This is a genomic window from Bacillus sp. UNC41MFS5 (assembly GCF_000686805.1).
Map to the genome: position 1 here is coordinate 276346 of NZ_KK366020.1, position 26876 is coordinate 303221.

Consider the following 26876-nt stretch of genomic DNA (forward strand, 5'->3'; position numbering starts at 1 on the left):
AATTATTCAGGAGGTAGCAATGATATCTCTTTCGAAAAATAAGTGGCTTTGGTTCACTGTCATCCTCTCCTTAGTAATCGGCTCAAATCTATTAATCTACCGTCTTGAAAGTTTAGGACCTCTCCCAACAGGAATGGCCATAGGTTCCTTACTTGATTTCATCATCACCATACCGTTACTCGTGTACTTCTTCATCATCAGAAAACACTACTCCCTAAAATATATACTCCCAGTGATGATTGCCGGATACGGCGTTGCGGTCCTAGTGATTCCGCATCACCTCCTATCATCCTATTCCTTTGTAAAATATATCTTACTAGCAGTCGAGGCAGCCTTTTTCCTGCTCGAGCTTTACGTCGTCATTCAATTGCTGGCAAAAATACCTGCAATCGTCAAAAGTTACCGTAAGTCTGAAATCGAAATTCCCACTTTTTCGTATCGAATGGAACAAGCATGGGATCAGCACCTTAAATCATCTAGGGTCCAAGAGATCTTTTTCTCTGATGTGAAGATGTATTATTACAGCTTATTTTCTTGGCGTAGAAAACCAACCATACTCGATGAACGCATGTACACCTACCATAAAAAAACCGGCACAATCACGCTATACGTTATGCTGATCCATGCACTGGTCTTGGAATCTGTCGGTTTTCATTTTCTCCTTCATTCGTGGAGTCCCTTGGTTGCCATCATCGCGCTCGTATTAAATGTGTATACCTTGTTATTTTTTCTAGCAGAAATCCAAGCGATTCGGCATTGCCCAATCATGATTACGGACCGGCATCTGTATCTGCAGGTTGGAATCATAAAACAGTTAATCGTACCGCTACAGGAAATTAAAGATATTTATCCTTATGATGGACCTGAAACAGTAACAAAAGAGGAGTCAAAACAAATTTTCGACGCAGTCCTGGCTGATTTTTTCAAAGAAAAACCCCAGTTTGAAGTAGAGTTCTTTCATCCTGTCGAAGCGAGGTTCATTTATGGATTTAAGAAAAAAGTAACCAAAGCCCATCTCCGTCTTGATGAACCACAGAAATTCTTTCAAGTACTAAAATCAAAGATTAGATAAACAAACAAGAGATTGGAGCATCCAATCTCTTGTTTTGTACTAACGCTTATTTCCAACTTTGCCCTTGAGCAATTATAAAGATTAGTATTTTTTCATTAAAAAAAAGCCCTCTATATTTAGAAGGCCTGTAATCGTAAAGTGAATTAATGGACACGGATAATCTCGTAAATATTTTCATCATGATGAACCCTGGTATGTTTTGACTCAAGTCGTTCAAATTCCTCGACTTCATCAAATGACTCGCCAAACCACCAGTTTTTAAGTTCAAACAAAAAGTCTGTAAGCATCACAAATTCCTCCTTATAGTGGGTTAATGGATTCTTATATCCTTATTATACTTGTGTATCCGTTCACATAAAAGCGGTTACAAAATACGCGGAATAGCAAAATTATACAGAAAAATGAGAGAGTTAAGGCAAATATCTTACCACCATTACAAGCTTAAATACCAACAAAAAAAGGATAAAACCATTGCGGTTTTATCCTCTTTATAACATTGCGGTGCCTGACACCACACCATTGACACCACACCATGAACATCACCCCAGATACACCAAGTCCTTAAGTTCATCTGTCGATAACTCGGTGATCCAGTTTTCGCTTTGGATGATCTGGTCATTCAGGAATTGCTTTTTCTCCAGCATTGCGTCGATCTTTTCCTCAAGTGTTCCGGTGCAAATCATCTTATGCACGTGGACGAAACGAGATTGCCCGATACGGTAGGCGCGGTCTGTAGCTTGATTCTCAACTGCCGGATTCCACCAGCGATCATAGTGGATGACGTGATTGGCCGCCGTCAAATTCAGCCCGGTTCCGCCTGCTTTCAGTGACAGTAAGAACACCGGGAACTCCTGGTTCTGGAACTGCTCAATCATCTCGTCACGCTTTACTTTCGGCACACTTCCGTTCAAAAACGGCACTTCGATGCCAAATTTCTTCTTCAATGTACTTCGAATCATTTCACCCATTTCGATATATTGGGTGAAAATCAGACAGCTTTCGCCCTGTTCTAAAACCGCATCAATCAGTTCGACAAGCTTCTCCAACTTATTCGAACGCTCAAGAAGTTCGCGCCCAGCTGACTTTTCCTTCAGATAGAGGGCAGGGTGGTTGCACAACTGCTTCAACCGACTTAGCATTTGTAAAATTAACCCTTTACGCTCAAAGCCAGACAGTTTTTCAATTTCTGCGAACGTATCATGGATGAGCTGCTCGTATAACGACGCCTGTTCAGCCGTAAGCGGACAATATTCCTTTTGCTCCAGCTTGTCAGGGAGATTCAACGCAACTTCCTCATCCTTTTTGGTGCGGCGCAGTAAGAACGGCCGTATCAACGATTGCAGCTGCTGCACCTTTTCCTTCTTCTCATCTTTTTCAATCGGAATCACGAACTTTTTCTGAAACTGCCCCAAACTGCCAAGGTAGCCATGATTGGTAAAATCAAAGATCGACCACAGTTCGGATAAACGGTTTTCCATCGGTGTCCCAGTCAGGGCAATGTGATGGCGTCCGCGCAGCCTGCGTACTGCCTTCGACTGCTTGGTCTGGGCATTCTTAATGTTCTGTGCTTCATCGATTGAAATCGTGCTCCATATCAGCGATTCAAACTCCACCAAATCGATATGACTAAGCCCGTAGGAAGTCAAAACGATATCCGCATCTTTCGCCTTCTCGACAAAAGCTTCCTCTTTCAGACGATTCGACCCGTAATGCAGATACACCTTCATCTCCGGCGCAAACCGCTCAATTTCCTTCTGCCAGTTTCCAAGCACAGAAGTTGGGCAAATAATCAGCGCAGCCTTGGTAGGAACCTTCGCCGCAGCAGGCTCGGCGGCCGCATCTTCATCCTTCTTGCGGCGCTTTTTCACCTCTTTTACGGTGTCAGGCACCAAAGTCAACTCATCCCCGACCACTTCTTTCACCTTCAATAAGTAGGAGAGGAGCTGGACGGTTTTCCCGAGTCCCATGTCGTCTGCAAGGGTGGCGCCGAATCCATATTGGCGCAGGAACCAGAGCCAGCTCATGCCGAGCTGCTGGTACGGACGTAGTTCCCCCTGCAATCCAGACGGTACCTCCTCCATTGGAATTTCGTTCACTTCCGCCAGCTGTTTGATCATCTGCTTCCATTGGCGGTTCAACTCAATTTGAATTTTGGCAAATGCCTTTGGATTTTCGAGCTCATCTTCGGTTGCTTCTGACTCCATCAATTCCTGCTCCAGCAAATCGCGGACATGCAAGCCTTCTTTTTCGGCCCGTTTCATCATATCCTGAATTTGTCGAATAAACTGCGGGTCCAGCTTGACCCAGCGGCCGCGAATAAAGACAAGCCGTCTTTTTTCCTCGACAAGTTTCCCAAACTCATCTTCGGACAAGTCGACACCATTCATCGAAAAGCGCCAGTTAAAATCAAGCATGGCTTGGAGCCCAACAAAGGATGGCCGGTGGCTCGAGGTACCTTTCAGCGATGCTTTCACCTTCAAGTTAGCATTTTTCATCGCCTGCCACCAAGAAGGGAGGAGAATTTCAACATCCAAGGCTACCAACGTCTCACTCGCCTCAGTCAAAAACATCCACGCTTCTTCCTCACTCAGATGCGTTTTGAAAAAGCCGTCTTCGCCTAACCACGGAATCAAACGGACCCAGCGTTCCCGCTCACGGTCGACTTTTTCCAAAAATGGCCGCCACTTCGCCGGGATCTTCGCGGAACCCTCAACGTCATAAACATCATCGACATTTTTCTTTCCTCGTAAAAATAAATCCAGGCTCCACGCGCCTTCACCATCCAGCGGCTCATCAAGGCGAAGCCCAATTGTAAACGGCGTGTCGCTTTCCTTAATCCCGACCCATTCCAGCCAGCTTTCTTCATCAAAATAACGAGCGAGTTCGCTGCCGGAAATATTTTGCTTCCGGAGTAAATCAAGCTTTGGTCCAAATAGCTCCTTCATCGCGGCATTCCGCGTCAAGTAGCCATCAAGGGCGTCATTGTACAAGTCGGAAATGTAGTTTTTCGTTGTTCCAAGAGGGGAACCGGCGATCCCAAGGTTGAGGTCCGTCGAATCATCATCGATACCGGGTTCTTCAATCATTTGCTCCCAAAACGATGGGTCGAACTCATCCTTGACGCGCTCAGGAAGTTTCCAGCGGAAATCGCCATGCTCCCAGACCGAAAAGTCCGGCAGCCAATCTTTTTCGAGGATTCCTTCATAAAGCGCAAGGCCAGCCGCAAGACAAATCTCGGATTGCTCATTCCAATCCCATTCGATAAATCGATTAAATGACTCTTTGGCAAAAAGCGAGACCAAATGCCAACTGCTCACAACAATACCTTCGACACCGTCCATGGTCTCCGACTCAAGGAGCGTTCCAAAGAAGCTTTCCTCATGATTGCTGAAAACGAGATTCTTCCACCTAAACGGGCTCATCACACGCCCTTGTTCATCTTCAGCAGTAAGAAGAAAACGACCTTCCCCGATTTTAGTTGTCAGCAATTTCATAAACCTTGTTTTAAGCATCAATACAAAACTCCTTTTAGTGGGGGAGAGAACATCATAATAGGCTATTTTACTAGCTGTTGGTTTCCAAATAATGTCTAATTGTACAAAACCCCTTGAAAATCGTACAAAACATATAAAAAATTGCACAAAAGCTCCTAAATTTCGTACAAAACCATAATAAAATTGCACTAAATCCAACGGAAATTGCACAAAACAAAAATAATATATAAATCAATATCCATATACCTAAATAAAATCCATACAAAACAAGAAAATGTCCGTGACAAATGGACAGAATTTCAAAAAGTGTCCACGGGCGGTGCCTGACACCAAAAATGACACCAAAAATGACACCAAAAATGACACCAAGGGTCACCAATAATTTTCACAGAAAAATCCATATTCCTTTATTATACCCAAAAATGTGTGGTTAGAGGAGGGCGATGCCTGAATTATCTTGCAAGCGGGATGTCCAGGATTAAAATAGATCACTTTAAAGTGATACCGAACCCTATTTAAAGTATAAAAATAGTCAAAATGGCACCAATGAACCAGCTCCAGCAAATAAAAACGAAAAAAAGCCCGCAGCACATTGGCGAGCTTCATATATGCATCAAGGTATGGCGACTTTACAAATCCAGTACCGGTTGTAATTTTAGCCCCTGAATGATAACCCATTTTCCTTCAAAGCTAATCTAAGTTTAGGTAAAGAAGCAGGTCCCATACCGTGAAATTGCAAAACCTCTTTTTCAGTAAACGTTGATAATTGCTGCAAAGTCGTTATCCCATTGTTTTCTAATGCCCGTCTTGCTGGTGCTGAGAGTACGGAAAGAAATCCATCGGCAGGTTTGCGTTCTTTCTCACATGTTGGACAGGTCGGACAGTCGCTGCTTTTATAAAATTTGTGTCCTTGATCGCAAGTCCTTAAACTTTTTTCGGAAGTGGCCATTGTAAAATGTCTCCTTTTTCATGATATATCGGTTGGTTTTTCAAATCATGCGAACCCGCTAGGACTAAGCAAAAAGCCAAAAACAAAAGGTGCCAGCAGGAATCGGCACCTTCTTACTGCTAACCCTCAATCAACTTACTCCGTTTACACTCCTCATGAAACGCCCGCAGCCGCTTCGTCCGCTCCAGTAACGTTTCCAAGAAATACTCCCAATCATCGACCCGTTTCAACTTCTTATAAAGCGTCCGCAGTTTCTTCAAGTGCCGAACCGCCAAGCGGTAACTGGCCCGGTTCTTCTGATCAATCTCCTTCTGCGCCGTCTGATGCAGCATCCCCAGCAGCACCTCAGGCTGCTCCTTCTCAATCAGTTTCAACCGGTCCTTCGGCAACTCATAATAATCCAAACCAATAAACGCCTGCAGCTCACCCCAGCGGTCATACTGCTTCCGCTCAAACAACACCAATTCATAATCGCCAAAACTGTACGGGAGCATTGCCAGCATGGCTCGCTCATACAAATCGACCCTATCACTTTCGGCACAATAAGGCGCCACCGCTCGCAGCGCATTTCGCACAAACGTCGCGCAACTATGATAACCGCCGAGCCACTCCAAATAACCCTTCACTTTTTGCAAAAATAACTCAACCACCGCACCGACACGCTTCCACGCCTTCAGCCCCGATAAATACTCAATCCAAAACACCAGATATGGCGCAATCTCGGCATCACTAAATGGCCGGACCAACTTCAGGGCCGCCTCATCATCCCCAAGCAAGAAATTCAAATGAATCCCAGCAAGCATCAATGGTGCCGGACTTTCCCAATCCTGGAGCTCCTTCACCCGTGTCTGAATCTTCACCAACTCTTCTTCACGCCACGCCTTCTTTTTGAAAAAATGAATCCACAACAGCCGGTACAAGAAAATCCGCTCATACTCTAAGCCCTGTGTACAGGTCAGCAGCTCAAACGTGTCCGCGCGCAACTTATCAACAAATTCATCAAAATCAAACGGCAGCGACTGCGTGCCAATCTTAATCGATAGCTCCTCGGCATCATCCATCAAATTATGGAACAAATGCAAATAAGCCCGCCTCACCGTATCATCATCATGACCCAGCTGATCACTCAGCCGAGCCAACTTCCGAAACGATACGACAATCCCGACCAACTCATATAGCAAGCGCCATTCCTGCTCCACCGGCGCACTCGCATGAATCCGGCGCTCATAAATTCCAAACAACTCCGGAATCACATACGCACTCGTGTACTTCTTCGTCGCCAGCAACGTGTCAAAACTGACCTCAAACGAATGAACCCAGCGCCCATAATCTGGCTTTGACGACCCATTCGCCTTAATCAAATCCTTCGCCGTCTGCAAACCCCAGCTCGAAATTGACTTCGACTCCTGCATCGGCTCGCGCCACTCGGCTGCCCAATCAGTCACACTACCGGCCCGAGCATACGCACCAAAAAACACCGCCATCTGATGCCGGCAAAAGCCCTCCGCTGGACACGAACACTCACTCTGCGACAAAAACTCAAAATTCAACTTCACATAACACGGCGTCACATCCTGAACCGTCGCCGTAATCTGCTTATCCCATATCTGTAACTGCTTCACCAGCCCTTGCCGGTACAGCATCAAACCTTTCTGAACCAGCCGAGCATCCTCCGTCACCGTTGGGTGCAGCAATTCCCGTACCTGATCCCCAAAAAGCTCAATCTTCTCACTTGCAGGTGTCGACTCCAAAGCCACAACCCCCTTTACCAAATCCAGTCAATTTTAAATAAAAAACCATATTCCACTATTATACCCAAAAAATCGGTGTCAGGCACCATGTGAAGAATTCACATGGTGCCTGACACCAAAAGAACTCAAAAAATAGAGATGGATAAATTTAGAAATAAAATGCTATAATTTGGATGAAAAGGAGGATGCATATGAAAAGTCATTTAAAAGTTTGGCTCGTTGCTATGATTCTATTTAGCTTGCTCATGGGTACAGCACAATCACCTACATATGCTGCAAGCAGTAAGAAGGTTCTGGGCACTGAATTTATCAATGGTCTCGTCTTATTTAAGCAAAATGGTAAATATGGAATGTTGAATAAAAAAGGGAAGATAGCGATTAAACCGCTATATGACCAGATCAATCAAACCAAGCGGACCAATTTGTTGCGCGTGAAAAAGGGGACGAAATACGGGTTTATTAATCAAAAGGGAAAAGTGATTGTCAAACCGCAGTATGAGTATGCGGAAAGTGGCGCAACCAATCCAATCATAGTTAAAAAGAATAGTAAATATGGATTGATCTCAACTAGCGGTAAGACCATTGTGAAACCCAAATATGAAAGCATTGGCGATTTTGACAATGGGGTTGCCTATTACAAAAGCAATGGTAAATATGGAATCATCGACACCAAAGGAAAGGTTGTCTTATCGCCAACATACGATGAGATTACAGATAACACCAATGGCGTATTTACCTTCTCCCAAGAGAATAAGTTAGGCTTAATCAATAAGCAGGGAAAAATCATCGTAACACCAGCTTATTCATCCATAAATCCTTTTACAAATGGGTTATTTAAAGTTAAAAGTAATGGGAAATCTGGGATCATTAACACAAGTGGTCAAATCATCGTTACACCTAAATATGATGGAATATCTGAAATTTTTAATGGGTTTGCTCAAACCAGATTAAATGGAAAATGGGGCTTCATTAGCAGAAAGGGGAAAATGATTGCTGAACCGGTTTATGATTCGGTTAGTGTGTTTAGAAGGGGTCTGGCACCGGTAATAACAGATGGGAAGTTGGGCTATCTCGATACAAATGGAAAAATGATCATTCCACAACAGTATGAGGAAGCCTACGATGGTGATGGAAGTTCGCTCTATGAATTTTGGCAGAATGCAGCCGTGGTCGTGAAAAACGGGAAATATGGCGTCATTAATAAAACGGGTCAAGTCATTCTCGATTTCAACTATGACTCGATTAGTTTGTTTAATAAAAAAGGCTTAGCGATTATTAGGCAAGAGAATAAGTATGGTTTTATTAATGATAAGGGCAAGGTTATTGTCAAGCCAACCTATGACTCTATGAGACTCGCAACTTATCGTGATGGTGAGTTTACGGGTGATTTTATTATTTTTAAAGAAAATAACAAAGAGGGCGCGCTGAATAGCACAGGAAAAGTCATCGTGAAGCCGAAGTATGATCGCTTAGATCCATTGGAACACAAAGGTTTGATTCGAGTGAAGCAAGCATTTAAATATGGCATCCTGACTTCTTCAGGTAAAGTCCTAGTCAAGCCAAAATACAGCGAAATGGAGCCTTTTTACAAAAGCGGTTATTACTTAGTTCTAGTTTCCTATAAAGGCAAATATGGATTTATCAATGATAAGGGGAAAGTCGTTATCACTCCTCAGTATCAGGAAGTAGGGAATTTCAAAGAGGGTCTGGTTTACGTGAAGAAAAACGGAAAAGCGGGCTTTGTTGATAAGAAAGGAAAAGTAGTCATTAAATTGATCTACTATTAATAACATTCACCGGCTTAGGCATCTCCGAGTTAAACAAGAACAAAAAAGAGCCAGCCCCTCAATCAATCACGGGGTTGGCTCGATCTTTGCAGCTTCAGTTTTTGATAGACTAGAAAAATATTCAAATAAGTGCGTTAAATAGCTGTTAAGCTCAAAACCTTCTTCATTCACATACTCAGACAATAACAATGTATTCTCCTTCATCCTCGTTACCCCCTCGATTTTGAAACTATCATCATTATGGCCAAACTATCATTCTCTTATACCTGTAAAAATACAGAAAATGACAATGGTGAAATTTGGGTTGGCATTGCTATCAATAGTATTCTACAATGTAATGAAGGAGTGGTTACATTGAAAGACATCATTCTCATGCTTACGGAGCTTTTAAATAATATCCATGATTTTATTCAACTATATACAAATGATTATTTAAATCTTGGTTTAAACGATAAAGACTTACATTTTTGGATTATGGGTATTATCGGCATTTTTGTCTTTGTGGTTGTCCTTATTTTTTCTAAAATTGTCTCTAAAATGCCTTATGGAATCACAATCCTATCATTCCTGTATACTTTTACATTTATGGTAGTTTTAGTTTTTGCGATAGAGATACAACAAGCGATCACGAATAGAGGGCACATGGAATTTCAAGATGCGATTGTGGGATTGTGGGGATACGTAGTATTTTTCATAGCGTTCGCAGCAATTTCTTGGGTTTTCCTACTAGCGAAAAGATTTTTAAATAAACTTTTAAAAAAATGATTCAGTTTTTCAGTAGGATTCTCTAAAAACCCAGGCTGGATCACCTGGATTTTTAGAGTCCACCACTAATAGTAAGGATAACCATAACCATAATAAGGGTAACCATAACCATATGAATAGGGGCTGCCATACCATCCCCCTAAGTAAGGGGCACCGAAAAAGGGTCCCCCAAAGTGGAAATGATGGTAACCAAAAACATGAGGCCGTAAAAATATCCGTCTTACATCATTTTCTTTGAATAACGATTGATCCATTTATAACCATTTCCTTTTTCAATGTAGTTTAAAGCTAAATCTCTTTAGGGGATAAACTCTTCCTCTTCCACTTCTTTTTTCTTTTTTTCCTCAAGAATAATTTGTGTACCTGCGTTTGCTTCCAAAGTAGTCCCTAGAGATTGCAGCCAATCCCCGATATTGGTGATTCGTTGGGCTTCCAACGTCAAACTTTCTTCGTCCGATAAAGTTTGTTGAGTCGTACCAATACCTTCTAAAAATTGCCCCGCGGTTTGAATCCATGCTCCCAGTAATATTTGTCTCTCATTGGCATCCTCTCTGATTTCCTCGCTAACCAACATAATCTTAGATAAATAATATGCCTCCATGATTTGACCAATAAATTGAATCCAGACGGCAACGGTCACTTGCTTTTCAAGCTGTGCAATCAATTCTTCATTTTCAGAAGGACTATTTTCCTTGGCTGCCTTTGAATTTTCTGTTTGAGAATGATTATTTTCCTTGGCTGCCTTTGTCTTTTCTGTTTGAGCATTCACTGTATTTCACTCCATTCACTATATCCATATGCAAATAAATGGGGGAATGCCTTTAAAAAATCACCATTTTTGCTTGCAAGCATGCAAAAAAAGCAGTATGGGAAACACACACTGCCTCAGCTTACCTGATCACAATAAACGGCCGCATCATTTCATAATCCTCATGCTCCAGCATATGACAATGCCAGACATATAATCCTGTAAAAGGACCAAACTTCATCATAATCCGCGTGACCTGTTTCGGGTCGGCGCGAACAGTATCCTTCCAGCCTCGTTCATGGGGTTCGGGCGGAATCTCTGGACCCGTATAATGGATTGTTTTATTCTTGTTAAACCAATCTACATCAACCCCCCGCCGATCTAGGACCTGAAACTCAATTAAATGAATGTGAATCGGGTGGGAATCCGGAGATAAGTTAATCAGATACCAGATTTCGGTGGAGCCCAACTTTGGATTTTCGGAAATCGGGTCATCCCACTGTTTATTATCCAATAACATCAATGGACGACCGTACTTATCCATACTGTCATTTAAAGTTAAGTATCGTGACTTGGAAGCGGACTGCTCATTCATCAACCGATAAGGCACCATATAAGCCGGAATCATACTCGTATCAACACTGGACAAAGGGAGTGTCACTTGAAACTGCATCACGCTCCCCGTTTGCTCATCCACTGGATTTCCACTTGGAAAGGGGGCAGGCGCATCGTTAGTCAGGATAATCTTCCTACCCTCCAGGTTGGTAAAATCAATAATCACCTCAGCCCGTTCGGCCGGTGATAACAGGAGTTCTTTGACCCCCATCGGCTGCTGCATCAAACCTCGTTCGGTTGCAATCAGATACATCTGCTGGCCCGAATCCAGCTTCATCCGAAAGAAGCGGCTGTTAGAGGCGTTGAGGAGCCGAAAGCGATATTTACGCGGTTCTACTTTTAAAAAGGGAGATACTTTGCCATTCACCAAAAGGGTATCGCCAAAAAATTCAGGAACGACCGATGTGTCTAATCCCGGGACAGGTTTTTCCGGCTGCTTCGGGTAAAAAAGAGAACCATCTTGATGGAAAGTTTTGTCCTGAATAACAAGCGGAACATCATATGGCATGCTTGGTAAATTCAAAGACCGCTCCCGTTGGCTCCTGACCAGGTAGAATCCCGCCAATCCAGCATACACATTAAGCCTCGTAATCCCGAGGGCATGGTCGTGATACCAAAGAGTGCTGGCATGATCACAATTAGTATAGTGATAGACTTGCTTTTTAAAATAAGGCCCCACTTTTTCGAATCCCCTCGTAAACCAAGCTTCCGGGTAGCCATCGCTTTCCCATTCCACACAAGCTCCGTGAACGTGCACAACTGTCCGGACATCCGGCACATCCTTATGGGCGCCGTGAACCGTATAGTCGATCGGCAAGAGATGCTTATCTGGAAGATCGTTGATCCATTTGATATACACATTTTCGCCGCTTTCCACCTCAATCGTCGGCCCCGGATAACTGCCTTCGTAGCCCCAAACGGTTGTATCATTCAACTCACGATGGAGTGATTGCTTAAATTCCGTCATCTTCACTTCATAATAAGTATAAGATTGGTCTTTCCATCGGGGTCTTAAAATAGGAGGAATCGGGAGTTCATCTATAAATTTAGAGAGATTTTTCAAATGATACACTCCCTTCGATTGATCAGGTTGTCATCACAGTACTTTATGACGCAGATTTTGAGAATATATCAAATTCGGTAGAAATGGCCTAACCCACGTAGAAAAAAGCGTAACACTAACAATTTGTATGACACGTGTGTGTCACATGTGGTACTCCGCTCATATACTAGGTTTGAAATTAGGTTAGATGTGACATATAGGTATAATCACAATATTGTTCAAAGGGGTAGGGAAAATGGATCTCAAATGGATTTTAGCGATCGATGCAGGCGCCTACGAGGTGAAAGGAAGAACGAGGGACCAGGTGTTTAAGTTTAGGTCAACCATTGGACCTTACCGCCATCTTCATTTGGTGAATGCTGAAGGCGACCAAATGGAAGCCGGGGACTTCATCGTCGAGTATGAAGACGAGAAGCTGTTCTTGGGGAATATTGCCTGGCGGGAATGCCATGCAATAAGAGAGCCGCGAGATATTTCGAAAGCGCATGAAGAAACAAAGATCAGAGTACTAGTGGCCGTTCATCAGTATGGCAAAATAAGAGGGAATTGTGTAGTGATTGGGCAGCCAATCCGAGGCATGGTGGATAAAGACAGGGAAATGATTGAGAAGATGCTGAAAGGGTCACACACAATCACGGTAAATAATATAAAGAAAACATTTACCATCGATGACGTGAAGGTCGCACCTGAAGGGTCGGGTGCATACTTCAGCATGGAGGATAGGCCGGATGACATTGCGAACATCATCGACGCTGGAAGTAGTACCTTCAACTATTTAAGAGTGGAAGATGGCTATTTTATTGACAGGAAAAGCGGGACCCTTGCTTTCGGGGCTGAAACGCACATAGACATAACAGAAAAACAAATGGCAGAGGCTATCCTGGCGGAGCTTCGAGGCAAATGGGACTTGGTCGACCCGACATATCTTTGCGGGGGAATTGCTGAATATCTTTATCCATATATTAAAAGGCATTTTAAAAATATCCAGCTAATCAAACCCGTGCTCTACCGGGCGAGCGGACCCAGAGTATACAGTCCCCAATATGCCAACGCTTTCGGATATTATTCTATGGGGAAAGCGGTCTTTGCCGATGAATGAACTGAATCGTAAGGTCAAGTCGGTCCCTTTCAACCTGGATGACCCCTATGAAAGAGAGCTTCTCGAACATTGTAACCAGTATATTCAGTTTGCCACATATATCAAACGCCTGATCCAACGAGATATGGAACAAGGTGTTGGAATCATTCGTAAAGAACATGAAAAGGGAATGAAACAGGAAAAACCGATCGACAAGTCGAAGTTGAAAAGCTTTGGTTTATGAACCCCAATCTGGGGTCTTTTTTTTGGAATCGATTATCTGTGTTAAGCATTCTTCATAATAATGGTTTCCAACGAATTAGCGACCGCTTTACAGCTGTTAGCAATTTCCTCTAGACCTTCATAGATTTGGTTGTGTTTAATAATTCGGATAGGGTCTTTCTCGGAGGTAAACAAATGTCTAATGGCATCCCGCAAAATGTGGTCGCAATCAGACTCCATTTCTTTAATTTTAATGGTGTGTTCTCTTAAATGTAGCATTTTCTTTGCTGATAGGAGTTCAATAGCTGCATCAATTTCGGTTACACAATTTTTGATCGAATCCACAAATGTAAGCATATAATCGTCCATTTCTACCATAGAGTACATTTCAAATAGAGCAGCTGTATGGTATAAACCGTCCAAAATATCATCCATGGTTATGGAAAGAGCCAAAATATCTTCACGCTCAATGGGAGTGATGAAAGCATTATTCAGTTCGCTGATGAGATCATGTACCATGGTATCTCCGTAAATCTCAAATTCTTTCATCTTCTCAGAAAAAATGACAAGATCACTAACAGTTTTTAATTTATAGTCAGCAAAGTAGTGCGCACTTGCTTTTAAATTTAAAGACATTCTAAGTAAATATTTAAAGAACCTGTCTTTCTTTTTTGCCATCAATTTACCACCCCGAATTATCCAATTAATAGTTATAAAACCCTTTGACAAAGCGATTTCAAATGCAATTACTATATTAAATGCAGCAATTGGACAACTTGTAACGGCTTACGTCCTATAGTTGCTCGACAATAAAGATTGCCGAATGGATTTTCAATAAGTTATTTCTGAAAAAACAGTAAAGTTGCGACAGAAAAATGCGGATATTATCAAGGCGTCAATTATTTTGATATTCGGCATGTATTAGATGTCAAAGGATTCCTAAAAGACATTCGGACTAATTGGAATACATATGTGTCACAAGTTAACCAATGGATTCAACATAGCGCAGTAAAAAAACTTGTCGTGACGGGCATTTTTACCGTCGTACTCAGCTTTTTTGCCAGCTCCACCAATACTGCATTTATTCAGGAATATACATATCAGGTGAAAAGTGGCGAAAAAATTGAAAATATCGCCTCAGAACATTGAATAACAGCACAAGAAATATTAGAAGCGAACGGGATCACGGGGGTCAACAAATGACATTACTTTCCCTTTAATAAATCGTACCAAAAAAAATAGCCTCCAGTGTGAGGCTTTTTTTATTGGATAGTTCTAGCTTTAGAAGAGATGGTGTAACTTAAAAGGGGTCTGGCGGAAAAGCAGGTAAAGTTGGCACAATTACATCCCAGATTGGCGGAATCCGCATCAAATTGGGCGGAATCACTCCACAGTTTGGCGGAATTCATGTCCAAATCGGCGGAATCGCTACTTCATAAAAGCCAAACAAACAGGAAGGCCAACAGTTTTCGCATTAATGGTTGTTTTTCGGATAAGAAAAAATCCCCCCTAAAGGGGAGGTTAAATGCGACTAGAATCCAAATGGCCCTGGAGGACAACAAGGATTATGTGGCATACCGCACATCGTATGTGTTTCACAGCATTCATTTACAACTGATTCGGTATGTGGAAAATAGTGTTGATGATTAATCATTTGCTTGTTGACTGTAGTCGTGTGAGAAGGATGTAGATGCGTTACTACTTTATTAAATATATTTGTCTTAACATATTGTATGGATTAGTTTGGTACCTATTTTTTCCAATAGGACCTGTCGTTTTTAGTCCGATTAATCTCCATTTACCTAAACAATGACACATCCAGGATCTCATTCGGAGGAAACTTCCTCTATAAAACTGCTTCTTTTCGACTGAAAGGCAAGATAGTTGAAGTACAAGTTTAGATATAAATGAAAAATGACCTTTTCCCGTTATCGAGAAAAGGTCATCCCTTTTTCTTATTAATGCCCTGCCATCATGGCGACTTTCGCATCATTTGAATCATCATCTGATGCAGGGTCCGGCTGTTGTTTTGGTCTACTAAGGATGGTTCCTAAAAGTGCACCAGCTAACGCAATCCCTGCAGCTAGAAGGAACGTGTCACCATAGGCAGCAACAGCTGCTTCAATGGGGCTAGTTGTTGCTGTCATATGATCAGTAATTCTTGATGTTAGGAACCCAGTCATACCTGCTACTGCAAATGAAACCATGACTTGTTGAGCTGCTGTCGTTAATGGTGTGACACGACCAACAAGATGTCTTGGAGCGGATTGAAGAACATGGGTATTAATCGCCATCATGGATAGTCCCATACCTGCTCCCATCATCACTAAACATGTAATGATAAATCCAGTAGTGGTATCCATAGAAATTCGTGAAAGCATAAATAGCGCTGCAGTAATAATAGACAAGCCTGTTATGGCTAAAGGACGAGCACCGATTTTATCATATAAACGCCCTCCGATTGGCATCATAACACCTGATGCAAGAGCTTGTGGAAGTAGAATTAATCCAGTATCTAAAGCACCGTAACCTCTAACGGTTTGCAAAAATAACGGGACAATAATCATAACCCCAAATAATGCAATTTGGGAAATCCATGTGATCACAATACCTTTTCTAAAGTCAGGTGATCCAAAAACTCTCAGCTCTAATAAAGGCTGCTTTTGACGAAGTTCGACGAAGATGAAAATGAGGAGAGCCGCTCCACCTACAATTAATCCAGTCAGAGTTTCCGATGAAGTCCAACTCTTACCCCCTTCACTTACTCCATAGGCAAGCATGGAGAAGGCAATAGGTGCTAAAAGGATTCCTAAAAAATCAAGTGTTGGAACTGTCTTACGCTCAACATTCGGTAAAAATTTTATTCCAACCAGAATGGCAATAATACCGATTGGCAAGTTTATAAGGAAAATCCAGTGCCAAGTAACGTATTCTACAAGATATCCTGCTAAAACAGGTCCTAGTGCCGGTGCTAATAGCATCGGAATCCCAAGTGTTCCCATGACGGCCCCCATTTTTTCTGGAGGAGCTAGTCGGAAAATCATGGCCATTCCTATTGGGGCAACCATTCCTCCACCCAGACCTTGAATCACCCGATAGAGGATTAGCTGTTCAGGGGTTTGGGCTATAGAACATAGTACGGAACCGAGCGTAAACAAGGCAATCGTAATTAAAAATATCTTTTTTGCCCCAAATCGGTCTGTCATCCAGCCAGCTAAAGGAATGACAGCTGATAATGCAAGGGTATAACCTGTTATGGACCATTGCATGGTCGAAACATCAGATTTAAAATCTTTTACTATTCCAGGAAGCGCAACATTCATCGCCGTACTATCAAGAATAACCATTATCATACCCACAATGACAGCTAGCATTGGTCCTATGATGGTTTTAATAGAAAAGGCCTCATTATTATTTTCTATTTTTGTTGACATACGAAATTCATCTCCTTTTCTAAAAACGTAATCTTCAATCTAAGCTATTAATTAAACAGCGTTTTAAACAATGTTTAAACAAAAATTTATCTCTTTTCCACCGATCTGTCAAGAAAAAATTTATTCATGGGAGGTCCAAATGGTAAAATAATAAAATGGAACCTTGACACAGAAAGACCATGAGTATTAGTGTAAAATTAAACAAAGTTTAAATTTACGTTTTTAACAAATAAATTTCCAAAACAAGTGTATTAGGGGAGTTATAAGATGACCAAAAGCTCCGAAAAAGATAGGACTACAAAGGAAAATATACTGAATTCAACACTGGAACTAATTAAGACAGAAGGTCTTGAATATGTAACCCTGCGCAAAATCGCAGCAGCAGCGGAAGTTAATCTTGCTCTAATAAATTATTATTTTGGGTCAAAGGATAAATTGATTAATGAAGCTTTGAAAGTGTTACTGGCTTCCTTTCGAGAAGCTTTTCTCATTTTAGATGATCATTCTATTCTTCCAAAGGAAAGATTAAAAACCTTCATGGTTCAATTTGCAAATTCAATTATAAAGTATCCTGAACTCGTCCGGGAAATTCTCGGGAAGGGCAATATTTCATTTGAGTCGCAATTTGAATACAAAGATTATATGCAAACAATGGGATTCACCAAAATTATTGCTACGTTACAAGAAATTACGGGAGAGAAAGATCAGGATGTTCTTGTCATGATGATGAGGCAAATCCATGCTGCCATCTTTTTTCCGACCCTGATGGCTTGCAAAAAAAACGTGCCCATAGATTGGAACCCAATTCCCATTGGCGATCAAATTGAATATTTTTTTCAACATTATTTTTCTAAGTATTTCTAAGCAACAGGAATTGAACAGGGCTAATTTTATATTCCTTTTGGGAGTTATTGCACGAAGGGGACAGGTTTGTGGAAGAAGGGGAGGGGAAATCTGGAATATAAAAAGAAGAAGGATTCCCTTCCTCTTTCATCAAAATACTGGGGTAAACTTAAGCGAAACACATAAAGTTTCTTATCTGTGAATATCTGTAACTTACTTTGTGGCGTCGTCCTAATCTCCAGGTATATCCGGATACTCCATTTTTTCTAATCTCCGTTGGATAAAACCAAAAATCTCTTCCAAAAGGACCTGGCATTCTTAGCCCGATTAATCCCCATTTACCTAAACATTGACACATCCAGGATCTCATTTGACCAGTTTGTGCAGTTCCAGAAAACGTTGCTGGTACTGTTGGCATTTGTACAGGTGGTGGTGTGGTTGGAGCATCCTCAGCATCGTCAGGTCGATACACTTCTTCATCAACATCTCTTGTTTCATCAATAGATCCATAACCAGAATTTTGTAAATGATTATAAGGTTGCAGATTATAATTGATATATGGAAAGTACGGCGGCTGATTATTCATTTAAAAGATCCCTCCTTATTTACTAAAATAAGCACCTAAGGTATGTGTATGTTACACCGTCAGTATGTGAAGCTTATTCACAGCCCAAAAATACAGAGTGGAAAAGTAACTATTCCACTCTGTAAATGATTTATCTTTTTATCGGGCGTTCAAGTGTTAAGATTTAATCGTCTAGTTGATCAAAGGTTCCGCTAAAACCTTGCTTCATTGATTCATACTCTTCCACAAACCTCTTACGTTCTTCCTCTTCGCCCCCGCCATGGAATTAAACGATTCGTATTTTTATTGAAATATTATTAAATACAAAACCCGTAAATGGAATATCCGTTTACGGGTTCGTTTTTGATTAAGGCTATTTTCGCATAAATTGTTGTTTTTCGTATAATTTCATCAACCCGTGTAACTAGAAGCTTCGTGGCATCTTTTCGTAAGAACGTTTGCGAAAATTGCCTTGAAACTAAGTAAATGACCCTTATTAAGCTCCAAAAGCAACAAAGTTTACGAAAAGAGCCTTGATTAAAGATCCCATTCATTTCTGCCACGCCAATTAAAAAATTTGTTCATCATTCTTAATTTTTAGATAGCGACATACTTATAAATTAAAAAGACAGGACAAGGTGATGGTTATTTTTCAGAGATTAATGGCTACTATTATTGGCAGCTTGCTCTTAGGAATTGGGGTAAATGGGTTTTTGGTGCCTAATCATTTAATTGACGGTGGAATCCTTGGAATTGCATTAATCCTACATTACTTTTTTGATTTTCAGACAGGGATTACAATGGTCGCTTTGAGCCTCCCAATCTGTATATACGCGTCAATGAATAAAAGGGGGTATTTTTTTAGTAGTTTACAAGGATTGTTGGTTTCTTCTTTGTTCATTGATTTGCTTGCTCCACTTCGATCTCAAATTTACCTTTCCCACCTTTTAAGTGCACTAATAGGAGGAGCAATCATTGGAACGGGGGTTGGTTTAATGCTCCGATATCAGACAAGCACTGGAGGGACGGACTTACTTGCGAAAATCATTTCTAGAACTTTTACCGTAAATATAGCCATTGTCATTATAGCCATTGATGGTCTCATTGTTTTGGCAAGTTTGACTTTACTCCCTTTAGACTCAGTCATTTATTCATGCGTGGCTATTACCACCGTTGGTCTAACAACTTCCTTGATTGGAGGAAAGTGATCTTTAATTTCATGTTTATTCATGTTGTTTTCTACATATGGGTAAATGTCTAATCCTAGGACAGTCGTGGAACATAGGATAAATTTGTAGTCATGAAAAATCAAGATAGAAAAATATGAATAACTGATGTGAGGGGTAAGTGCCGAAATGGAAGATCGAAAACAATACCGTGATGAATTGTTGGAATGGTGTAATAACCTTAATTCTTATTGGAATAGTATGAAGCCAGAAGTTTCAAACCGCTTGGATACGGAGAGTTTAGAGGCGTGGGAAGGGGCTTGCCTTCAATTACAAGAGAAATTAGAGGCAGATGAAACCGTGGAATTCGAGGACTATCTGACGGCCAAAGGTCTTTATGAACAGTGGGAACAACTAGTTAAAGGTACGGATGCCCATCCAGAAGTGATGGAGGTGGATTCCGAGTATCGTTTGGAACTGGAAGAGGACACACAAATCCACGAAGTATTATTTGACTTGGACGCTACTCAAGAAGAGCTTGAAGTCGTTTCTGACCATCGCATGGAAATAGGGGAGCAAACGGAAATCCACAATGAACTATGGGAATCGGATGCTACTCAAGAAGAGCTTGTAGCTGGTTCTGACCACCGTTTGGTATTGGAGGAGCAACCACAAATCCATGATGAATTATTGGCAACGAATGCTTCTCAAGAGGTATTTGGGCTTGAAAAAACTAAAGGGTTGGAGTTGGAGGAACAGCTATACTATCGTGAAGATTTGTTGGAAAGGTGTAATCACATTTATTCCAATTGGGAAAGTATGAAACCGAGTTTTTCAAAACTTTTTGAAAGTTTAGTGGAGTGGGAGGTATCATACCGCCATTTTAAAGAGAAATTACAGGCAGATATAAAAGCGGACTTCGATGATTATCAGAAAGCTAAAAGTCTACTAGATAGTGGAAATGGTATGCTTATGGGGAAGAAATAGAGATGTAACCCCTTGTAAAAGGTTGGATTCCAACCATCTGAAGGTGTGCTGAGAATACAGTTTTATGTAAGAAAAGAAGGACAGATTACTCCAATCTGTCCTTCTATCCTTCAATCAAGTGGCATGTTAGATTAGCACATAAAAATAGCTCCTACAATGATCAACAAGATGAAAAGTACAACGATTAAAACAAAGGTGCTGCCGCCGCCATAACCGCTACCACCACCATAACAGAAGAAACAAAGTTTATGAAAAGAGCTTTAACTAATAAGAGAAAAAGGTAAAAATGGGGATGCCTCGGCAATCCCTTTTCTTGTTGTGCTACAAAGCTGAAGAGCGTAACATATTATGATTACTTAGATTTTGAACAGCTTATGGAAACCTACGGTACCTGAGTTAATACATCTAAACAATTAAAACCATTCATTAAATTCTCTTTTTTTCACGTTTTAGTAAAAAATTCAAATCCAACTAAAATGCCTTAGCTCTTCAGTAACTTAAATATAGTGAATGGTAGCCTTATTATTTGGGCTTTGGCCATGTCGGAAATTAATTCCGAAATTTTGAAGTTTCCACTAATCCCCCATTACACTTGTCCATTACGAAATTTATGTCAATACATATAATGGCGTATGGCCATAAGTAAATGGGGGTGAAAAAATGTCAATTGAACATTTTCATGGACTGTGTAACAGACATATGGGTAGAGCTGTTGAAATCAGAACCCATGACGGGAGAATTCATAGGGGAATCATTCATCGAGTTTCCAACGACAGAGTTTTTCTTCAGCCAATTGGACGACCTAGAAACCTAGGCGGTTTTGGTTATGGAGGTTGGGGTTGGGGTTGGGGCGCTGGAATTGCGCTAGGTTTTATTGCTTCATTAGCTGTAATTTCTCTATTCTTTTGGTAGTTCATTAAATTAGATTCCGATATACTAAAATTCCATGTGATCAACAAAGGATTATTTGATCGATACTTCCGCAATAAAAAACGGACGAGAACTTTTTTCGTCTGTTTTTTTCCAGTTTTATCATACTTTCACTTTATTTGAGCAAAATGATCTGTTTTGATAGTTAGTAGATCCTTACTTGTTTTGTTAGTTGCATCAATATAATTCATAACCAGGTAATGCCCAACACAGTAGCCTAACATTTTCGGATAGAAACGTGATCCATATAATATGTTTTGATGTTTAAGGTCACTCTTTGGAACATCTTTATTAGGGAGCACTAAGTTTTCCCACATTTTCTTTAGCTCTTCATTGGTATAATACGATGTCCAAGTGGCTAAGAATTCTTCACCCAATCTTTCACGTACTGAATTTTCAGCTAATCCTTCTAAAATGATTGTGTCCAGCAATACATAATCCTCTTCGTTTTTTTGAAACTTGGATAACCGACAAACATGGTTATACTCATGTGTAAACAATGCCCTTATTTCCTTTTCTATGTTATCTTCTGAAATAAATAAAAGTAGTTTATCCTTGAAGGCCAAACCTGATTTTCCGTTAAAGTCCTGTTGTAACTTTCGGTTGTTCTTATCTGATGGAAAAATAAAGATAGGGATATTTGGTCCTTCCCACACTTTTTGAAGTCGTAGACTTTCCTCTTGTACAATTTCCCATACTTTATTTTTTTGTAATTTTTCCACTACCTCGTTTCCGTTCCCAATAGGATGATACATTCCATGTAGATTTAAGTAATCATAGATTTCGGAAGCTAGAGCACCCTCAAAGTGACCTGTTAACCTTTCACATATTTCAATTGGTTTATGATATGAATCGTGCAACCACTTATCCGTTCTAATCACGCCCATATCAGCCCTCCTAACTACACATTTAGTATAAAATACATTATGCACGTATCAAATAATCGTTCCGAAACCTATTTCCTTACCTTCCTGACGTCTATAATAGGTCATTAGTGTTTAAAAGAGTATCGTGAACAAATTTATCCCATTATCATAAAATAATGTACAATTTCAAAAAAGGATGGGATTGAATTTGAATTACACGTATCTTGATTGTTTAGCAATATTTGGAGTTGGAGGTGCCCATCCTGGAGGTCTTCAACTAACAAAAGAGCTCTTATCAAGGGAAAAAATTGATGAAACAAAGTCGATTCTTGATGCTGGGTGTGGAACAGGGCAAACCTCTGCATTTATTGCAGAACAGTACCAATGTCATGTTACTTCCTTAGATTGTAATAAAATCATGTTGGAAAAGGCTAGAAAAAGATTTTCATCTTTACATTTGCCTATTGGTGTTAAGCAAGGGAGCACTGAAAATCTTCCTTTCGATGAGGGTTTATTTGATATTGTTCTCTCAGAATCAGTCATAGCCTTTACAGATGTCTCCTTAACAATTCCTGAATTTAAAAGAGTATTAAAGCCAAATGGTGTTTTGCTTGCAATTGAAATGGTACTTGAAAAATCACTTTCTGAAGATGAACGGAAACCTATCGTTGATTTTTATGGTGTTTCTCAATTACTAACTGAAAATGAATGGTATGACTTTTTCAAAAGAGCCAGTTTTAAACAAGTTAGCGTAGAGAAGTTTAAACTTGAGTTTGATGAAAATGATGTGCTAAATGTTCCTGATTTTTCACTTTCGGAGAATATTGATGATAAATTCTTTGAAATTCTTGAAAAGCACTTGTACTTCACAAAAGTATATAAGGGTATACTAGGTTTTCGACTGTTCAGATGTTGTATTTGAACGATTCACGTCATACATTTCCTGCTCTTTTCAAGGCTTTAATAGAGATTAACTGTTAAACCTTGAATTCTGTGGTTAAAAAACGGTATGCTAAATAATATGACAAAGGGACAGATTGCACTCAACCTGCCCTTTTTTCATACAATTTAGAAGCCGCCCATAAAAGATGTTCCGACAATGATCAGTAGAACGAATATACCACGACTAACGCAGAACGTGTCTTGAACCATCCACGTAGAACACCTCCAACAAGGCTTATTAAAAAAGACTTTACTCAAAGAACAAAATCATACTGAATGGTTGATTAGCATACTGAAAGTACGATAATTAATAGAATGAACAATACTACGATTAATACAAAAGTGCTGCCGCCGCCATAACCACCGCTGTATCCATAACCGCTGTCGTAGCCACCGCCGTATCCACATAATCCCCACATATTTTTCACCACCTATTGGATTATTCATAGGAAAAACATTCCTACTATGTATATATATTTTCTTAAGACAAGGATTGATTGGACAAACAACATCGTGTTAGGACAAAATTAGCAATTTGCTTAAAAAATTTCTAAAAATGAAAAGAAGCGACTGCAATACATGCAAACGCTTCTTCGGAGGTATTCATATATGCTGGATGTTGCTGGCGGTGGTAGTAATAATATATGCACTCAGAATAAAGATGAATGGGACAAGTGCTGATTATAAGTAAATTAAGCAGGAAATGTAAAAATAGGAACCCTTCTTGAAAATGCCTACATTTGAAATATTATTAAAAACAAAACCCGTAATGGAATCTCCTTTTACGGGTAGTTTGTAATTAAAACTTTATCTAGTAGACCAATTTGCTTCCGCTTTTTGCCTACGACCAGGAAGAACCTGCCATAAAAGCTTAGCAACGGGATTTGAAAATTGATACGTTTTTCCTTGTTGAACAACAAAGTGTTTTCCGCTACACATTACGTCTTTCTTACCTAAACTTACGGCAAATGCGCACTGGCATTTGAACTCTGCCTTAGATGACCCATAATAAAAAGAAGAACCTTTTATAGGCTCTTCCTTCCTTCAAAAAAGTGACATTTCACCTTTTTGACTAGCAGCTTCCTATAATGGAAGCTCCTATATTGAAAATTACTCTTTAAAACTCAAAGGGAACAAAATTAAGTTACAGCAAGAACGATAATTAATAGAATGAACAATACTACGATTAATACAAAAGTGCTGCCGCCGCCAAAACCACCGCCATAACCCATGCCGCCGCCGTAACCACCATCGTATCCACAACTCATATCTCTTCACCACCTATTTAGTATTTGAGGATGTTATTTACCATCCACAAGATTATTATATTTTTTACAAGAGGAGGTGATTGGACATGTTCCCCTTGTTCGAAGAAATCCACAATTGTACCCTATTTTTTCTAAACGGATGAAAACAAAAAGAAGCGAATGTAATCATACATTCGCTTCTTCTGGAGGTGTATGTCTGTGCTTGGCGGCTGCAGAGAGATTCCTGTCTCTCACTTATAATCTATTCAAAAAGAATAAAGAGGACTGGACAAGCGTGGAGAAAGGATTAAATTTTTTTGGAACATGTGCTTTTTGCAGAATAAACATCATGAAAGAAAGAGCACAAAATAGGCTCTTCCTTTCATGATGTTTATTCATATATCAGTCGTTTTTTTAGAAAATGCGACGTCTTCTGGAGAAGATAGCAAAGATTAAAAAGAAGGGGATAAATCGTCTTCTTCTAAAGCCATCCCGAATAAACACGCCTCTTCCGGGAGGGTCAAACCCATCCATGAATCCGCGGTGAACTCTACCAAAACGATCTCTAATTTCAATAGGCTGACCCCTGAATCTCATAAGGGAATTCAATTTTTTTCCTCCTTTCTTTAAGCAGTATGTGCTTTTATGTTTGGAAAAAGGACAGGTAATTCCAACCTGTCCCTCGCCCCTTTAAAAAAGGGACATGGCACTTTTCTAATTTAGTAGCCAGTCATGAAAGAAGTGCCTACAATGATAAGCAATACGAAAAGTACAATGACTAAAGCCATTGAGCTTCTATGTCCACCACTCATGTTTCTCACCCCATTTTAAAATTATTCTTTAAATCTCATATGAACCAAAACTAAGTTACCGCAAGGACGATAATTAATAGAATGAACAATACTACGATTAATACAAAAGTGCTGCCGCCGCCAAAACTCATGCCGCCGCCGTAACCACCATCGTATCCACAACTCATATCTCTTCACCCCCTAATAAATATTGGAAGATGATCATTACCATCCTCACAATTAATATATTTCTTAAAAAAGAACGTGATTGGACGAGTTAACATTTGTTCGAAAAATCCGCAATCGTACCCTATTTTTTCTTATCTGATGAAAAACAAGAAGAAGCGTATGCATGAATACATTCGCTTCTTCCAGAGGTGTATAATGTCTGTGCTTGGCGGCTACAGAGAGATTCCTGTCTCTCACTTATAATCTATGCAAAAAGAATAAAGAGGACTGGACAAGCGTGGAGAAAGGATTAATATTTTTTGGAATATATGCTTTTCGCAGAATAAACATCATGAAAGAAAGAGCCCAAAATAGGCTCTTCCTTTCATGATGTTTATTCATATATCAGTCGTTTTTTTAGAAAATGCGACGTCTTTTTTTTGGAATATATGCTTTTCGCAGAATAAACATCATGAAAGAAAGAGCCCAAAATAGGCTCTTCCTTTCATGATGTTTATTCATATATCAGTCGTTTTTTTAGAAAATGCGACGTCTTCTGGAGAAGATAGCAAAGATTAAAAAGAAGGGGATAAATCTTCTTCTTCTAAAGCCATCCCGAATAAACACGCCTCTTCTTGGAGGGTCAAACCCATCCATGAATCCGCGGTGAACTCTACCAAAATGATCTCTAACTTCAATAGGCTGGCCCATGAATCTCATAAGGGAATTCAATTTTTTTCCTCCTTTCTTTAAGCAGCTTGTGCTCAGAATAAGAGGTATTCTAATTATTTACGTTTGGAAAAAGGACAGGTAACTCCGACCTGTCCCTCGCTCCTTCAAAAAAGTGATATGTCACTTTTCTAATTAGTAGCCTCCTCCCATAATAAAAGAAGTGCCTACAATGATAAGCAATACGAAAAGTACAATGACTAAAGCCATTGAGCTTCTATGTCCATCACTCATGTATCTCACCCCCAATTTGAAAATTACTCTTTAAAACTCAAAGGTAACAAAACTAAGTTACAGCAAGGACAATAATTAATAGAATGAACAATACTACGATTAATACAAAAGTGCTGCCTCCGCCAAAGCCACCGCCGTAGCCACCGCCGTAGCCACCATCGTATCCACAACCCATATCTTTTCACCACCTAAATCGTATTTAAGGAGGTTTTTTCCATCCTCACCATTAGTATATTTTTTACAAAAGAAGGTGATTGGACATGTTCCCGTTGTTCGAAAAAATCCGCAGTTGTACTCTATTTTTTCTTAACTGGTGAAAAACAAGAAGAAGCGAATGTATGAAAACATTCGCTTCTTCCAGAGGTGTATAATGTCTGTGCTTGGCGGCTACAGAGAGATTCCTGTCTCTCACTTATAATCTTGCAAAAAG

32 protein-coding genes and 1 pseudogene are annotated in these 26876 nt (G+C 40.2%); 11 read left to right on the forward strand and 22 right to left on the reverse strand.

Annotation, left to right across the window (positions count from 1 at the left end):
* Positions 1–19 precede the first annotated feature (19 nt).
* On the forward strand, positions 20–1072 hold the full coding sequence (locus BR30_RS0130090; RefSeq protein WP_026568284.1) for a hypothetical protein: 1053 nt from the start codon (positions 20–22) through the stop codon (positions 1070–1072).
* A 143-nt stretch (positions 1073–1215) separates the two neighbouring features.
* Here the strand turns inward: BR30_RS0130090 and BR30_RS37090 are convergent, their stop codons facing one another.
* From BR30_RS37090 to BR30_RS0130110, 4 genes are all read right to left on the reverse strand, one after another.
* Positions 1216–1359 (reverse strand): hypothetical protein, encoded by a 144-nt coding sequence (locus tag BR30_RS37090; RefSeq protein WP_155928947.1) that lies wholly within the window; start codon positions 1357–1359, stop codon positions 1216–1218.
* 252 nt (positions 1360–1611) lie between these two features.
* Positions 1612–4584, reverse strand: coding sequence for a DEAD/DEAH box helicase (locus BR30_RS0130100; protein ID WP_026568285.1), 2973 nt, complete (start codon positions 4582–4584; stop codon positions 1612–1614).
* A 637-nt stretch (positions 4585–5221) separates the two neighbouring features.
* Positions 5222–5515, reverse strand: coding sequence for an RNA polymerase alpha subunit C-terminal domain-containing protein (locus BR30_RS0130105; RefSeq protein ID WP_026568286.1), 294 nt, complete (start codon positions 5513–5515; stop codon positions 5222–5224).
* 119 nt (positions 5516–5634) lie between these two features.
* Positions 5635–7266, reverse strand: coding sequence for a hypothetical protein (locus tag BR30_RS0130110; RefSeq protein ID WP_035446382.1), 1632 nt, complete (start codon positions 7264–7266; stop codon positions 5635–5637).
* Positions 7267–7457: 191 nt separating this feature from the next.
* Here BR30_RS0130110 and BR30_RS0130115 point away from each other — a divergent pair, with 191 nt between their 5' ends.
* On the forward strand, positions 7458–9053 hold the full coding sequence (locus BR30_RS0130115; protein ID WP_026568288.1) for a WG repeat-containing protein: 1596 nt from the start codon (positions 7458–7460) through the stop codon (positions 9051–9053).
* A 66-nt stretch (positions 9054–9119) separates the two neighbouring features.
* Here BR30_RS0130115 and BR30_RS37565 read toward each other — a convergent pair whose 3' ends face one another.
* Positions 9120–9257, reverse strand: coding sequence for a hypothetical protein (locus BR30_RS37565; RefSeq protein ID WP_197032440.1), 138 nt, complete (start codon positions 9255–9257; stop codon positions 9120–9122).
* A 141-nt stretch (positions 9258–9398) separates the two neighbouring features.
* On the opposite strand from BR30_RS37565, the gene BR30_RS0130125 reads away from it, so the two are divergent.
* Complete coding sequence (locus tag BR30_RS0130125) at positions 9399–9818, forward strand: hypothetical protein (RefSeq protein WP_442853012.1); 420 nt, start codon at positions 9399–9401, stop codon at positions 9816–9818.
* A 65-nt stretch (positions 9819–9883) separates the two neighbouring features.
* Here the strand turns inward: BR30_RS0130125 and BR30_RS37095 are convergent, their stop codons facing one another.
* The 3 genes from BR30_RS37095 to BR30_RS0130135 form a co-directional block, all read right to left on the reverse strand.
* Positions 9884–10072 carry a hypothetical protein gene (locus BR30_RS37095; RefSeq protein WP_155928949.1) on the reverse strand — a complete coding sequence of 63 codons (189 nt, stop codon included), beginning with the start codon at positions 10070–10072 and terminating at the stop codon, positions 9884–9886.
* 44 nt (positions 10073–10116) lie between these two features.
* Positions 10117–10587 carry a hypothetical protein gene (locus BR30_RS0130130; RefSeq protein ID WP_026568290.1) on the reverse strand — a complete coding sequence of 157 codons (471 nt, stop codon included), beginning with the start codon at positions 10585–10587 and terminating at the stop codon, positions 10117–10119.
* 121 nt (positions 10588–10708) lie between these two features.
* Positions 10709–12244, reverse strand: a complete 1536-nt coding sequence (locus BR30_RS0130135) for a multicopper oxidase family protein (RefSeq protein WP_035446383.1) — start codon at positions 12242–12244, stop codon at positions 10709–10711.
* 235 nt (positions 12245–12479) lie between these two features.
* Here BR30_RS0130135 and BR30_RS0130140 point away from each other — a divergent pair, with 235 nt between their 5' ends.
* Both BR30_RS0130140 and BR30_RS34905 read left to right on the forward strand, forming a co-directional pair.
* Positions 12480–13343, forward strand: coding sequence for a ParM/StbA family protein (locus BR30_RS0130140; protein WP_026568292.1), 864 nt, complete (start codon positions 12480–12482; stop codon positions 13341–13343).
* Positions 13336–13566, forward strand: coding sequence for a hypothetical protein (locus BR30_RS34905; RefSeq protein WP_098571463.1), 231 nt, complete (start codon positions 13336–13338; stop codon positions 13564–13566). The genes BR30_RS0130140 and BR30_RS34905 overlap by 8 nt, the downstream gene beginning before the upstream one ends.
* A gap of 41 nt (positions 13567–13607) precedes the next feature.
* Here BR30_RS34905 and BR30_RS0130150 read toward each other — a convergent pair whose 3' ends face one another.
* Positions 13608–14225, reverse strand: coding sequence for a DUF47 domain-containing protein (locus BR30_RS0130150; RefSeq protein WP_026568293.1), 618 nt, complete (start codon positions 14223–14225; stop codon positions 13608–13610).
* A gap of 291 nt (positions 14226–14516) precedes the next feature.
* Here BR30_RS0130150 and BR30_RS38265 point away from each other — a divergent pair, with 291 nt between their 5' ends.
* Complete coding sequence (locus BR30_RS38265) at positions 14517–14693, forward strand: hypothetical protein (RefSeq protein ID WP_155928953.1); 177 nt, start codon at positions 14517–14519, stop codon at positions 14691–14693.
* 382 nt (positions 14694–15075) lie between these two features.
* On the opposite strand, the gene BR30_RS36350 is transcribed toward BR30_RS38265, so the two are convergent.
* The gene (locus tag BR30_RS36350) at positions 15076–15279 is read right to left on the reverse strand and encodes a CotD family spore coat protein (RefSeq protein WP_081825629.1); all 204 of its coding nucleotides are present in this window, start codon (positions 15277–15279) and stop codon (positions 15076–15078) included.
* 223 nt (positions 15280–15502) lie between these two features.
* Positions 15503–16978 carry an MDR family MFS transporter gene (locus tag BR30_RS0130165; protein WP_026568295.1) on the reverse strand — a complete coding sequence of 492 codons (1476 nt, stop codon included), beginning with the start codon at positions 16976–16978 and terminating at the stop codon, positions 15503–15505.
* 267 nt (positions 16979–17245) lie between these two features.
* Here BR30_RS0130165 and BR30_RS0130170 point away from each other — a divergent pair, with 267 nt between their 5' ends.
* Positions 17246–17842: a TetR/AcrR family transcriptional regulator gene (locus BR30_RS0130170; protein ID WP_026568296.1), complete on the forward strand. Its 597-nt coding sequence runs from the start codon at positions 17246–17248 to the stop codon at positions 17840–17842.
* A 148-nt stretch (positions 17843–17990) separates the two neighbouring features.
* Here the strand turns inward: BR30_RS0130170 and BR30_RS0130175 are convergent, their stop codons facing one another.
* On the reverse strand, positions 17991–18407 hold the full coding sequence (locus BR30_RS0130175) for a hypothetical protein (RefSeq protein ID WP_026568297.1): 417 nt from the start codon (positions 18405–18407) through the stop codon (positions 17991–17993).
* A gap of 641 nt (positions 18408–19048) precedes the next feature.
* Between BR30_RS0130175 and BR30_RS0130180 the strand changes: the two genes are divergently transcribed.
* Both BR30_RS0130180 and BR30_RS0130185 read left to right on the forward strand, forming a co-directional pair.
* Complete coding sequence (locus tag BR30_RS0130180; protein WP_231507859.1) at positions 19049–19594, forward strand: YitT family protein; 546 nt, start codon at positions 19049–19051, stop codon at positions 19592–19594.
* Between the two features lie 147 nt (positions 19595–19741).
* Complete coding sequence (locus BR30_RS0130185) at positions 19742–20539, forward strand: hypothetical protein (RefSeq protein WP_026568299.1); 798 nt, start codon at positions 19742–19744, stop codon at positions 20537–20539.
* 131 nt (positions 20540–20670) lie between these two features.
* On the opposite strand, the pseudogene BR30_RS37105 reads toward BR30_RS0130185, so the two are convergent.
* Positions 20671–20766 (reverse strand): annotated as a pseudogene (locus BR30_RS37105) (YjcZ family sporulation protein); the annotation flags it as partial.
* Between the two features lie 433 nt (positions 20767–21199).
* On the opposite strand from BR30_RS37105, the gene BR30_RS0130190 reads away from it, so the two are divergent.
* Positions 21200–21451 (forward strand): hypothetical protein, encoded by a 252-nt coding sequence (locus tag BR30_RS0130190; RefSeq protein WP_026568300.1) that lies wholly within the window; start codon positions 21200–21202, stop codon positions 21449–21451.
* A 128-nt stretch (positions 21452–21579) separates the two neighbouring features.
* On the opposite strand, the gene BR30_RS0130195 is transcribed toward BR30_RS0130190, so the two are convergent.
* On the reverse strand, positions 21580–22356 hold the full coding sequence (locus BR30_RS0130195; protein ID WP_026568301.1) for a DUF2268 domain-containing putative Zn-dependent protease: 777 nt from the start codon (positions 22354–22356) through the stop codon (positions 21580–21582).
* A gap of 187 nt (positions 22357–22543) precedes the next feature.
* Here BR30_RS0130195 and BR30_RS0130200 point away from each other — a divergent pair, with 187 nt between their 5' ends.
* Positions 22544–23257, forward strand: a complete 714-nt coding sequence (locus tag BR30_RS0130200; protein ID WP_155928955.1) for a class I SAM-dependent methyltransferase — start codon at positions 22544–22546, stop codon at positions 23255–23257.
* 304 nt (positions 23258–23561) lie between these two features.
* Here BR30_RS0130200 and BR30_RS36360 read toward each other — a convergent pair whose 3' ends face one another.
* The 8 genes from BR30_RS36360 to yjcZ all read right to left on the reverse strand — a co-directional run bounded on the left by BR30_RS36360 (position 23562) and on the right by yjcZ (position 26621).
* Positions 23562–23696, reverse strand: a complete 135-nt coding sequence (locus tag BR30_RS36360; RefSeq protein ID WP_081825630.1) for a YjcZ family sporulation protein — start codon at positions 23694–23696, stop codon at positions 23562–23564.
* 720 nt (positions 23697–24416) lie between these two features.
* Entirely contained in the window at positions 24417–24509 is a 93-nt protein-coding gene (locus BR30_RS36365) for a YjcZ family sporulation protein (protein WP_269320665.1), read from the reverse strand.
* 467 nt (positions 24510–24976) lie between these two features.
* A complete protein-coding gene (locus BR30_RS38605; protein ID WP_269320663.1) occupies positions 24977–25099 on the reverse strand; it encodes a hypothetical protein in 123 nt (40 codons plus the stop codon).
* Positions 25100–25243: 144 nt separating this feature from the next.
* Positions 25244–25336: a YjcZ family sporulation protein gene (locus tag BR30_RS36375; protein ID WP_081825632.1), complete on the reverse strand. Its 93-nt coding sequence runs from the start codon at positions 25334–25336 to the stop codon at positions 25244–25246.
* A gap of 50 nt (positions 25337–25386) precedes the next feature.
* Positions 25387–25503 carry a YjcZ family sporulation protein gene (locus BR30_RS36380; RefSeq protein ID WP_026568303.1) on the reverse strand — a complete coding sequence of 39 codons (117 nt, stop codon included), beginning with the start codon at positions 25501–25503 and terminating at the stop codon, positions 25387–25389.
* 517 nt (positions 25504–26020) lie between these two features.
* Complete coding sequence (locus BR30_RS0130230; protein WP_026568304.1) at positions 26021–26215, reverse strand: hypothetical protein; 195 nt, start codon at positions 26213–26215, stop codon at positions 26021–26023.
* Positions 26216–26347: 132 nt separating this feature from the next.
* Positions 26348–26446, reverse strand: a complete 99-nt coding sequence (locus tag BR30_RS36385; RefSeq protein WP_081825633.1) for a YjcZ family sporulation protein — start codon at positions 26444–26446, stop codon at positions 26348–26350.
* 52 nt (positions 26447–26498) lie between these two features.
* On the reverse strand, positions 26499–26621 hold the full coding sequence (gene yjcZ, locus BR30_RS36390) for a sporulation protein YjcZ (RefSeq protein WP_026568305.1): 123 nt from the start codon (positions 26619–26621) through the stop codon (positions 26499–26501).
* Positions 26622–26876 lie beyond the last annotated feature (255 nt).

Bases quoted from the DNA above. Each gene is read 5' to 3' on its own strand.
- BR30_RS36380 (WP_026568303.1), bottom strand. From the start codon at position 25,503: ATGAGTTGTGGATACGATGGTGGTTACGGCGGCGGCATGAGTTTTGGC.
- BR30_RS0130105 (WP_026568286.1), bottom strand. From the start codon at position 5,515: ATGGCCACTTCCGAAAAAAGTTTAAGGACTTGCGATCAAGGACACAAA.
- BR30_RS0130090 (WP_026568284.1), top strand. From the start codon at position 20: ATGATATCTCTTTCGAAAAATAAGTGGCTTTGGTTCACTGTCATCCTC.
- BR30_RS0130180 (WP_231507859.1), top strand. From the start codon at position 19,049: ATGGCTACTATTATTGGCAGCTTGCTCTTAGGAATTGGGGTAAATGGG.
- BR30_RS0130165 (WP_026568295.1), bottom strand. From the start codon at position 16,978: ATGTCAACAAAAATAGAAAATAATAATGAGGCCTTTTCTATTAAAACC.
- BR30_RS0130140 (WP_026568292.1), top strand. From the start codon at position 12,480: ATGGATCTCAAATGGATTTTAGCGATCGATGCAGGCGCCTACGAGGTG.
- BR30_RS0130170 (WP_026568296.1), top strand. From the start codon at position 17,246: ATGACCAAAAGCTCCGAAAAAGATAGGACTACAAAGGAAAATATACTG.
- BR30_RS0130195 (WP_026568301.1), bottom strand. From the start codon at position 22,356: ATGGGCGTGATTAGAACGGATAAGTGGTTGCACGATTCATATCATAAA.
- BR30_RS37095 (WP_155928949.1), bottom strand. From the start codon at position 10,072: ATGGATCAATCGTTATTCAAAGAAAATGATGTAAGACGGATATTTTTA.
- BR30_RS36360 (WP_081825630.1), bottom strand. From the start codon at position 23,696: ATGTGGGGATTATGTGGATACGGCGGTGGCTACGACAGCGGTTATGGA.
- BR30_RS0130190 (WP_026568300.1), top strand. From the start codon at position 21,200: ATGTCAATTGAACATTTTCATGGACTGTGTAACAGACATATGGGTAGA.
- BR30_RS36375 (WP_081825632.1), bottom strand. From the start codon at position 25,336: ATGAGTGGTGGACATAGAAGCTCAATGGCTTTAGTCATTGTACTTTTC.
- BR30_RS0130115 (WP_026568288.1), top strand. From the start codon at position 7,458: ATGAAAAGTCATTTAAAAGTTTGGCTCGTTGCTATGATTCTATTTAGC.
- BR30_RS0130175 (WP_026568297.1), bottom strand. From the start codon at position 18,407: ATGAATAATCAGCCGCCGTACTTTCCATATATCAATTATAATCTGCAA.
- BR30_RS37090 (WP_155928947.1), bottom strand. From the start codon at position 1,359: ATGCTTACAGACTTTTTGTTTGAACTTAAAAACTGGTGGTTTGGCGAG.
- BR30_RS36365 (WP_269320665.1), bottom strand. From the start codon at position 24,509: ATGGGTTATGGCGGTGGTTTTGGCGGCGGCAGCACTTTTGTATTAATC.
- BR30_RS0130185 (WP_026568299.1), top strand. From the start codon at position 19,742: ATGGAAGATCGAAAACAATACCGTGATGAATTGTTGGAATGGTGTAAT.
- BR30_RS36385 (WP_081825633.1), bottom strand. From the start codon at position 26,446: ATGAGTGATGGACATAGAAGCTCAATGGCTTTAGTCATTGTACTTTTC.
- yjcZ (WP_026568305.1), bottom strand. From the start codon at position 26,621: ATGGGTTGTGGATACGATGGTGGCTACGGCGGTGGCTACGGCGGTGGC.
- BR30_RS37565 (WP_197032440.1), bottom strand. From the start codon at position 9,257: ATGAAGGAGAATACATTGTTATTGTCTGAGTATGTGAATGAAGAAGGT.
- BR30_RS34905 (WP_098571463.1), top strand. From the start codon at position 13,336: ATGAATGAACTGAATCGTAAGGTCAAGTCGGTCCCTTTCAACCTGGAT.
- BR30_RS0130100 (WP_026568285.1), bottom strand. From the start codon at position 4,584: ATGCTTAAAACAAGGTTTATGAAATTGCTGACAACTAAAATCGGGGAA.